This is a genomic window from Planosporangium spinosum (assembly GCF_049999945.1).
GTDB lineage: Bacteria > Actinomycetota > Actinomycetes > Mycobacteriales > Micromonosporaceae > Planosporangium > Planosporangium spinosum.
Map to the genome: position 1 here is coordinate 78,721 of NZ_JBLYUB010000030.1, position 8,912 is coordinate 87,632.

Sequence of the window (8,912 nt, forward strand, 5' to 3'; positions counted from 1 at the left end):
ACCGGCAGTGGACGGTGCGCGATTTCGCGACGGAATTCCTGGTCCGGTGCCCGCGCTGCGACTCCGGCGCGGCGGGAAGCTGCTGTGGGCGTACCACCTCGAGCATGACGAGATTCTCACCAGGATCGACCGGCTTGGCGGCAGCGCGGAAAATCGGTAAGAGCTCCGCCGTGCGCCGTGGCATGATCGCGCGATGATCAGCGCCGCGACCCACACCGAGTATGGCGATCGGGATCTTGCCCTCGCCGGCGAGATCCTGCGTACCGTGGTCGGTTCCGGCGTGCACGGCATCGCCATCGACGGCACCGACGACCACGACGAGATGGGTGTGTTCATCGAGCCGCCCGCGTACGTCGTCGGCCTGCGCGCGCCGGTCGACCACTACGTGTTCCGTACCCAGCCCGAAGGCGCGCGGTCCGGCCCCGGGGACACCGACCTGGTCATGTACTCGCTGCGCAAGTACCTGCGCCTGGCGACCAAGGGCAACCCGACCGCGCTGCTGCCGTTGTACGCGCCGCAGGAGTCGGTGCTGACGCTGCACCCGCTCGGCGAGGAGCTGCGCGCCCTGGCACCGGCGGTGCTGTCACAGCGGGCGGTGCACCGCTTCCTGGGCTATATGGACGCCCAGCGGGAGCGTCTGCTCGGCCGGGGCCGGCGCAGTGATGTACCGAACCGGCCCGAACTGGTCGCCCGCTACGGCTACGACGTCAAGTACGCCTCGCACGCACTCCGACTGGCCTACCAGGGCCTGGAGATCATCCGGGACGGCCGGCTCACCCTGCCGATGCCCGGCCGCGAGCGGGAGCGGGTACTGCGGGTCAAGCGCGGCGATGTATCCGAGGTCGCAGATGTTCTGCGGGAGATCAGTGGCGTTCAGGCCGAGATCGAGGAGTTGCTTGCCTCCGGTCGTACGCCGCTGCCGGCCGAGCCGGATCTCGGCGTCATCTCCGAGTGGTCCGCCGACGCCCACCGCCGTCACTGGGGCTGGAACTGAGTCGCTGTCAGTCCGTTGTCGGCGGCCGGCCATGAGCGCCCGGCCGGCCGCCGACAACCAGCCGTTCCGGTGGGATCCCGTGACACCGGATCAACTAGGCGCCCTTCCAGACGGGTGCGCTAAGCCCGATCTGTGGTACCTGGCGGACTGAGGTTCCCCCGGGATGTGGACAGACCTGGGAGTCCAACTGGGTCATGGAATTCACCCGAGCCTTGTGGCGCTGCCTAGCGCACGGTCGGCGGCAAATCCGGATGGCAGAGCGGCACCGTACATCCGCATGAGGGCGAAGGCACCGGCTGTGGAGAAGACCTCGGCTCTCGCGCAATCCCGGTAGTGGCTGTCCTCTTGTACCGTTTCTTCGGTGACCTCTTCTGTAGGTAGAGCGTGGGCGCTGGTCGTGGCCGGCAACGCTGCCGTCGGTGTCCTCGCCGGACTGGGTTCGCCGTTCGTCTACTTCATGGGCTACGCGATCGCGGACCGGGCCGGTTGGATCGTCGGCGACCCAACGGTCACCGACGATGGCGTGGGAGTGGTGCTCGTTCTCGGCATGCTGGTCTTGCTCGTGGTGGGTGGCCTGTTCGCAGTGCTCAATGCGGTACTGCGCGGCCGGGGGCGGCTACCGGTCGCAATGGCGGTCAGCACCATTACCGCAGTCGTGGTGGCTGCCATGGTCTTCTGACGGCGGACGACGAAGCGAGGTCGTCGGTGAGTCGTGAAGGGCTATGTCCCGCTCGACTTCGATGGTCCGCAGGTCTCCGTACCTTCTGCGCCGCCCGGCCATGAGCCGGCGCCCGTCGGTCCACTTCTCGGCATGATGGGACGCCACTGTGCGGAACGGCCATCCGGACGTCCGATACGGACAGTGACGAGCGTATTGGCAGCCGGCGCGTCTCGTCGCGGCAGATGAGTACATCCTCACTCAGCAGCGCTGCAGTCCGTTCGGCGGCCGCGAACCAGGCACCTTAGGAAGATCGGTGTACATGTCTGGGATCCATTCGCCGTTATCCAGCCGATCCCACACCGGCCAAGCTGTCGGGCGATCTTTGTATGGAGCATCGCGGACTAATTGACCCTCGCGACGCTGGCACACAGCAACGACGTGGTCCCCCTCGCCGTAAAACTGCCGCTTCGAGCTTTCGTTGGTTGGCCCTGTATAAGAGTGCAGCCCTATTGGTGTCCCATTTTCGTCCGTATTGACGATACGAACAGTCGCGCCACCAACGGGTACCTCTCGCGGTGCACGAGCAGGCACCAAGGCGTAAGTTACCAAAGCTCCGATGAAAGCACCGCCGATTCCTCCGGCAAGCACGGCCCGCACCCGGCTCCTAGCGGCAATGGGCGGGTGTTCCCCGCGATCAGGTTCGATAGGAACTAGGCCCTTCGATACCTTATCCCAGCGAACTTTCCAGAGTCGCATTTCATCGCCCGTCGTTCCAACCGCCTGTAGGACGTCCTCCACCAACTCCCACCGGGGAAACGCTCGACCGGTAATCGTGTCGTTTAGGGTACTTCTGGCGTATCCCGCCTTCTTTGCAAGCTGACGCTGGGAGAAACCACCCGAGGAGATGCGGTCTTTAAGATCCGCACAGAAGGCGGCCCGGGCGTCTTTCGCAGAGTCATCACTCCGAGGACCACGCTGGCCTCTGAGGGCTTCCGATGGCATAACAAACAATATGCACTACGGCAACCACCTGCGGCAAGAGCAATCGCCCAAGATCGATTTACTGCTCGCTCGACAGCATGCCTAACCGCTTCCGACCTGCGTCCGAGCCGACGTCCGGACCCCGCCGTCCAGTACCGGCCAGCCATCCCCTTGCCTTGAGTGGACGCTCGCCGGTCTGATTACAGCAGCTACAAGAACGCAGGCTCTCACCGCGATCAAGTCGAGGTGAAAGCCACTGTCGCATAAGAAGATCCGACGCCCCAGCCAACCACTCCGGTGGTCCAATCGAGCGACAGACGAAAGTGCGACAAGTCAACGCAATCGGAATGGAGGAAGAATGAATCGGACTATTCGCAATGGCGCCAGGTTTGCGACGGCGTTACTCTTCGTGAGCCTACTCGTCGGCATTGCTAGCCCGAGCGCCTCCGCAGCTTTGCCAAGCTGCTGGGCGGACGGCTGCTGGGGCAAGAACCCCGCATTATACGTCTGCGGCGACGACCCAACTCAAATAACTACGCTGAGCACCTACCAGGATGAGTTCGGCCACAAACTAGAGCTTCGCTGGAGTCGTGCTTGCCGATCCGCATGGGTCCGCTGGCGATACACAGACGGACCCGTAAGGATTGTTCCGTCTGTGTGGGTTCCCGGGGGCACGTCTGTCGGTTTCATTGATGCGACCGCCGACGGCAAATACTGGTGGACTGGCATGGTTGACGGCCGCGAAGGAATTGAAGACTGCTACGGCGCGCATATCTATAACCGGGATGGCTCCTACAACAGGTGGCAATTTATGGGGTGCGTCGCGTGACGCAATAACGTCGTCGCTAGTCTGACCAGAAACATTCGCGGTGTTGGATCACACGCCGTTCGGCTCGCGGGCCGGGCGGCGTGGCCGCGTCCGGTCTTGGGCCTCTGATCGACCGAACAGACATCCGCTCTTGGGCATGTCAGTGCGCTCACTGACCGGTGCCGTTCACGCGAAGCGGCTGGGCGTGGACGTCAAGCATGCTGATCTTGGTAGCCGACGGGTGCGGCGCGCTGCGACCGGGTTCCGCGGCCAGAGATCGTGACGATCACTCGATCCAGCAGCGCCCGCCCGGCCCGGTTCAGTCGGATGTCGGTCGGCTGACACACGCCCTCCTGATGCGCGGCTCAGACGTCGCCCGCAAACCTCTGAACTGTGGTTTCTCGCTTCCGCGCCTCGGTTTCGGGTCGCAGACCGGCACCCGCGTTAGCCACCCTGACCCGGGGGTAGGCCCACAGCGCTACCCGTTCGCCTGTACGGAAGGCGGGTCCAGATGGTGCCGCTTCCGGCTGTCGTACAGCGTCGCATTCCGTCGCCGCCCTTCGCCCGAGACCTCGCTCGGGAGCTTGCTACGGCGGTCGAGGGTGAGGTGCGGTTCGGCGAGGGCGATCGGGCCCTGTACGCGTTCGACGCCTCGATCTTCCGCCAGGTGCCGGTCGGCGTGGTGGTGCCCCGGCACCCCGCGGATGTCGAGGCGGCGCTGGCGGTGTGCCGCCGGCACCGGGTACCGGTCTTCGGCCGGGGCTGCGGCACGGCGCTGGCCGGCCAGACGGTCAACAGCGCGGTCTGTTTCGACTTCTCCAAGTACATGAACGGCATCGTGGAACTGGACCCGGACCGGGCCCGGGCCCGCGTCCAGCCGGGGGTGATCTGTGACCAGTTACGCGACGCGGCCGAGGCGTACCACCTGACCTTTGGCCCGGATCCGGCCACCCACGACCACGCGACCTTCGGCGGCATGATCGGTAACAACTCGTGCGGCACCCACTCGGTGATGGCCGGCAAAACGGTGGACAACATCCACTCACTCGATGTCGTCACCTACGACGGCACCCGGCTGCGGGTCGGACCCACCAGCGACGAGGAGCTGGACCGGATCGTCGCCGCGGGTGGCCGGCGCGCCGCGATCTATGCCGGCCTGCGGCGGATCCGCGACACCTACGCTGATGTGATCCGATCCGGCATGCCCGACATCCCGCGCCGGGTCTCCGGGTACAACCTCGACCAGCTCTTGCCCGAGAACGGGTTCCACGTGGCGCGGGCCTTGGTCGGTTCGGAGTCGACCCTGGCACTGACGCTGGAGGCGGACTGCCGGCTGGTGCCCTCGCCGCCGTACCGGGCGCTGGTCGTGCTCGGCTACCCGGACATCCCGTCATCCGGCGACGACGTGGACCGGTTGATGGAGTTCGGCCCGATCGGGTGCGAGTTCACCAGCCGGCACGTGGTGGACAACATGCACCGTAAGGGGATCGACTACGGCGGCTCGCGGCTGCTGCCGCCGGGAGACGCCTGGCTGTTGGTCGAGTTCGGCGGCGACAGCCAGTCCGAGGCCAACGACGCGGCCGAGCGGCTCGTCGACGGGCTGCCGCGTCACGACGGCCGCCCCAGCAGCCGGCTGTACGAGGATCCGGCCTCCCAGGACGCCGTGTGGCAGGTGCGCCGGCACTCGGCCGGCACCTCCCGGATGCCGGTCGGCCTGGGTGGTCACGGCGGCTGGCCCAACTGGGAGGACGCGGCGGTGCACCCGAGCCGGCTGGGCGGGTACCTGCGGGCGTTCACCGGGCTGCTGGACCGGTACGGCTACGACGGGGTGTTCTACGGACACTGGGGCCAGGGCTGCGTGCACTGCCGGATCGACTTCGACCTGCGGAGCGCGGACGGCATCCGGACCTACCGGCGGTTCATGGAGTCCGCCGCCGACCTGGTCGTGTCCTTCGGTGGGTCGCTGTCCGGCGAGCACGGCGACGGGCACGGCCGGGCCGAGCTGTGGCCGAAGATGTTCCCCCCGGCGCTGATGCGCGCGTTCGCGGAGTTCAAGCGGGTGTGGGACCCCGACGGCATGATGAACCCGCACAAGCTCATCGACCCGTACCGGCTGGACGAGCACCTGCGCGAGGGCACGGACTACCGGCCGCGAGAGCTCGACACCGTCTTCCGGTACCCCGACGACGGCGGCGACTTCGCCAACGCGGTCGGCCGCTGCTTCGGTGTCGGCAAGTGCCGGCGCCTGTCCGGCGGGGTGATGTGCCCGAGCTTCATGGTCACCCGGGAGGAGCGCCACTCCACCCGCGGCCGGGCCCGGCTGCTGCAGGAGATGGCCGACGCCTCCGGCAGTGTGGCGGGCCGCTGGCGCAGCGACGAGGTCGCCGAAGCGCTCGACCTGTGCCTGGCCTGCAAGGGCTGCAAGGGCGACTGCCCGGTCAAGGTGGACGTCGCCATGTACAAGGCCGAGTTCCTGCACCACCACTACGCGGGCCGGCTGCGCCCGCGGCAGGCGTACGCGCTGGGACTCATCGACGTCTGGGCGCGCGCGGCATCGCGGGTACCGCGGCTGGTCAACGCCGCCACCCACGCCCCGCTGCTGCACCGGCTGGTCAAGCTCGCCGGCGGCATCGCGCCGCAGCGGGACGCGCCGCGGTTCGCCAAGCCCACCTTCGCCGCCTGGTTCGCCGGTCATCAGCCGCGCCATCCGGACGCGCGGGCGGTGCTGCTGTGGCCGGACACCTTCACCAACTACTTCGAACCCCGCGTCGGGGTGGCCGCCGTCGAGGTGCTTGAGGCGGCCGGCCACCGGGTCGTCCTGCCCGGCCGTACGCTGTGCTGCGGCCGGCCGCTCTACGACTACGGCATGCTCACCCTGGCCCGGCGGTACCTGCGGCGCGTGCTCGACGCCCTCGGCCCGCAGATCGACGCCGGCGTACCGCTGGTCGGGCTCGAACCGAGCTGCCTGACCGTGTTCCGCGACGAACTGGTCAACCTGTTCCCCGGCGACGCGCGGGCGCGGCGGCTGCACGCCCAGAGCTTCACCCTGGCGGAATTCCTCGACCGGTACGCCCCGGACTGGCCGGTGCCGCAACTGCACCGCGACGCGCTGGTGCAGCGGCACTGCCATCACCACTCGGTGCTCGGCGCAGGCGCTGACCGGGAGCTGATGGCGCGGATGGGGCTGCGGGCCGAGGCGCCGGACACGGGGTGCTGCGGCATGGCGGGCAGCTTCGGGTACGAGGCGGGGCAGAAGTACCGGGTGTCGATGGCGGCGGCCGAGCGGGCACTGCTGCCCGCCGTACGGCGGGCAGCCGACGACACGCTGATCATGGCCGACGGGTTCAGCTGTCGCAGCCAGATCCGTTCGGCCACCGACCGTCGGGCCATGCATCTGGCCGAGGTGCTCGCGCTGGCCATCCGGGAGGGCCGGGAGGGCCCCTCCGGCGGCCGCCCGGAACAGCGGCTGCCGGATGTGTCCCTTCCCGCTGGCGCGGGCCGGGGCCGGCACGCGGTCCGTCTCGCGCTGGCCGTCACGCTGCTCGCGGCCGGCGTAGCGGGCGCGGTCCGGCACCGCCGGAACGGGTGACGGGTACCCGACGAGCGAGTGTCCGGTGAGGAGGAGAGGAGTCGATCGTGGCCGAGCAACGTACCGCCGCCGACGCGCTGGTCGAACGGCTCGTCGACTGGGGCGTCGAAGCGATCTTCGGGCTGCCCGGCGACGGCATCAATGGCCTGATGGAGGCGCTACGCAAACACAGCGACCGGATCCGGTACGTGCACGTACGCCACGAGGAGGTCGCCGCGATGGCGGCCGTCGGGTACGCCAAGTTCACCGGCAAGCTCGGCGTCTGCTTCGCCACCTCCGGCCCCGGCGCGGCGCACCTGCTCAACGGCCTGCTCGACGCGCGGGTCGAACAGGCGCCGCTGCTGGCCATCACCGGCATGCCGTACCACGACCTGATCGGCACCAGCTATCTGCAGGACGTCAACACCGACTACCTGTTCAACGACGTCGCGCTGTACAACGAGCGCATCATGGGCCCGGCCCACGTCACCAACGTGGTCGACTATGCCGTGCGCACGGCGCTGACCCAGCGCGGGCCCGCGCACCTGGCGTTCCCCATCGACTACCAGGCGGCCGAGGCCGACTCCGGCAGCCGGTACAAGCGCAACGTCCCCGGGCACACCTCCACCACCTTCCGCCCGCCGGTACGGGTACCGACCCGTCAGGACCTGGACGCCGCCGCGCTGCTGCTCTCCGGTCACGCACGCGTGGCGATCCTGGCCGGAGCCGGGGCCCGCGCCGCCGGCGACGAACTGGAGGCGGTGGCCGACATCCTGGCCGCTCCCATCATCAAGGCGCAGCTGGGAAAGGACTGCGTACCCGACGACAGCCCGTACACGACCGGCCCGATCGGACTGGTCGGCTCCCGGCCGTCGGAAGAGGCGCTCGAACAGTGCGACGCGCTGCTGATCGTCGGCTCCACCATGCCCTACATCGAGTTCTACCCGTCACCCGGCCAGGCGGTCTGCGTCCAGATCGACGACAAGCCCGAACGCATCGGCCTGCGCTACCCCGTCGACGTGCCGCTGGCCGGGGACGCCGCGGCCACCCTCGCCGTGCTGGGGCCGCTGCTGACCCGCAACCCCGACCGGTCCTTCCTGACCCGCGCGCAGGCGGGCATGAAGCAGTGGTGGGACCTGATGGCCGAGCGGGGCACGCGTACCGACGTGCCGATGAAGCCGCAGGTGCCGGCATGGGCCCTCAACCAGGCGCTGGCGCCGGACGCGATCGTCTGCGGCGACTCCGGCACCGTGACCACCTGGGTCGCCCGGCAGCTCAAGCTGCGCCGCGGCCAGCAGTTCAGCTTCTCCGGCACCAACTGCTCGATGGCCGCCGGCCTGCCGTACGCGATCGGCGCGCAGACCGCGCACCCGAACCGCCAGGTGGTGGTGTTCACCGGCGACGGCTCACTGACCATGCAGCTGGGCGACTTCCTCACCGCCGTGCAGCACCGGCTGCCCATCAAGGTCGTGGTGATCCGCAATGACAGCCTCGGCCTGATCAAGTGGGAGCAGATGGTGTTCCTGGGCAACCCCGAGTACGGCGTCAACATGGCCCCGCTGGACTTCGTCAAGTTCGCCGAGGCGTGCGGAGCCCGCGGGGTACGCATCGACGACCCGGCCCGGTGCGCCGCCCAGATGTCCGAGGCGCTCGCGATGGACGGCCCGGTGATCGTCGAGTGCGTCGTCGACCAGCACGAGCCCCCGATGCCCGCCAAGGTCACCAAAGATCAGGTGACCAAGCTGGCGCAGGCACTGCGCTCGGGTACGCCCAACTGAGCTGTGTCAAGGATCTTGGACAGGTCCTCGTGGGTTTGCTGGTCAGGCGGCGATGCGGATCTGGTAGTCGGTGAGGGCTTCGGCTGGGGTGCGGTAGTCGAGCGCAGAGTGCAGCCGCTGCC

At 68.3% G+C, this 8,912-nt stretch carries 6 protein-coding genes; 5 read left to right on the plus strand and 1 reads right to left on the minus strand.

Going from position 1 to position 8,912, the window contains the following annotated elements; translation table 11 throughout:
* Positions 1 to 193 precede the first annotated feature (193 nt).
* Together ACNTMW_RS29125 and ACNTMW_RS29130 are read left to right on the plus strand one after the other, a co-directional pair.
* Positions 194 to 994, plus strand: a complete 801-nt coding sequence (locus ACNTMW_RS29125; RefSeq protein WP_426637110.1) for a nucleotidyltransferase domain-containing protein — start codon at positions 194 to 196, stop codon at positions 992 to 994.
* Between the two features lie 361 nt (positions 995 to 1,355).
* The gene (locus tag ACNTMW_RS29130) at positions 1,356 to 1,673 is read left to right on the plus strand and encodes a hypothetical protein (protein ID WP_426637111.1); all 318 of its coding nucleotides are present in this window, start codon (positions 1,356 to 1,358) and stop codon (positions 1,671 to 1,673) included.
* A gap of 240 nt (positions 1,674 to 1,913) precedes the next feature.
* Here the strand turns inward: ACNTMW_RS29130 and ACNTMW_RS29135 are convergent, their stop codons facing one another.
* Positions 1,914 to 2,657, minus strand: a complete 744-nt coding sequence (locus ACNTMW_RS29135; protein ID WP_426637112.1) for a helix-turn-helix domain-containing protein — start codon at positions 2,655 to 2,657, stop codon at positions 1,914 to 1,916.
* Positions 2,658 to 2,994: 337 nt separating this feature from the next.
* Here ACNTMW_RS29135 and ACNTMW_RS29140 point away from each other — a divergent pair, with 337 nt between their 5' ends.
* From ACNTMW_RS29140 to ACNTMW_RS29150, 3 genes are all read left to right on the plus strand, one after another.
* Positions 2,995 to 3,465 carry a DUF2690 domain-containing protein gene (locus tag ACNTMW_RS29140; protein WP_426637113.1) on the plus strand — a complete coding sequence of 157 codons (471 nt, stop codon included), beginning with the start codon at positions 2,995 to 2,997 and terminating at the stop codon, positions 3,463 to 3,465.
* A gap of 586 nt (positions 3,466 to 4,051) precedes the next feature.
* Entirely contained in the window at positions 4,052 to 7,033 is a 2,982-nt protein-coding gene (locus tag ACNTMW_RS29145) for an FAD-binding and (Fe-S)-binding domain-containing protein (RefSeq protein WP_426637114.1), read from the plus strand.
* Positions 7,034 to 7,080: 47 nt separating this feature from the next.
* Positions 7,081 to 8,790: a thiamine pyrophosphate-dependent enzyme gene (locus ACNTMW_RS29150; RefSeq protein ID WP_426637116.1), complete on the plus strand. Its 1,710-nt coding sequence runs from the start codon at positions 7,081 to 7,083 to the stop codon at positions 8,788 to 8,790.
* Positions 8,791 to 8,912 lie beyond the last annotated feature (122 nt).